This is a genomic window from Caballeronia choica (assembly GCF_001544535.1).
Lineage (GTDB): Bacteria > Pseudomonadota > Gammaproteobacteria > Burkholderiales > Burkholderiaceae > Caballeronia > Caballeronia choica.
On record NZ_FCON02000588.1, the window covers coordinates 1 to 649 of the forward strand.

The 649-nt window shown below is 63.2% G+C and carries 2 pseudogenes; both read right to left on the reverse strand.

The features are described 5' to 3' along the window. Nucleotides 1-432, reverse strand: a pseudogene (locus AWB68_RS45865) (GMC family oxidoreductase); the annotation flags it as partial. Further along, nucleotides 422-649, reverse strand: a pseudogene (locus AWB68_RS45870) (gluconate 2-dehydrogenase subunit 3 family protein); the annotation flags it as partial. The pseudogenes AWB68_RS45870 and AWB68_RS45865, both read right to left, overlap by 11 nt.

Sequence of the window (649 nt, forward strand, 5' to 3'; positions counted from 1 at the left end):
GGGCCAGTCCGCGCCATAGCCAAGGAGGCTCTTCGACTTGAACCACTCCGGGCGAAAGCGCAACGACACCATCGCGAAGTGCACGGTGCTTCCGCCCACCGCCTTGCCGCTATTGTTGCTGCCGAGTTGGAGCGGATCTTCGCCGTCGCAGATGCGCTCGTCGGTCCAGTAAAGCTTCTGCTGATGCGTTTCGTCCGATGCGAACTCTTCAAGTGGGCGCCACCATGCGCCCGCATCGAATGCGACCACGTTGAAGCCCTTCTCAGCGAGACGGCACGCAAGCGTGCCACCGCCCGCACCGGTGCCGACGATCACGAAGTCGACCGCTTCGTCCTGCGGAAATTCTCGCATCGGCGTCCAGGCGCCTACACGAAAGACGTTCGGCGCGCGTCCGTTCTTGCCACGCGGATGATGCTGGGCATCATCGAGCATGCTGGTTCTCCACGCGAGCCTTGTCATGGTCGCCGGGGCTTGCTTCGACTGCTTCCCACGGATCGCGCCGGTCGAAGTACATGCGTACGTAGCCGCGCGGATTCGCGGGGCCGCCGAAGCCGATCTGACTCCACGCGTGAGGATGCGAGTAGTACGCGCTACAGATGTCGTGCAGTACGCGCTCCGCGAAAAAGAGCTTCGACGGCATTCCTCGCCA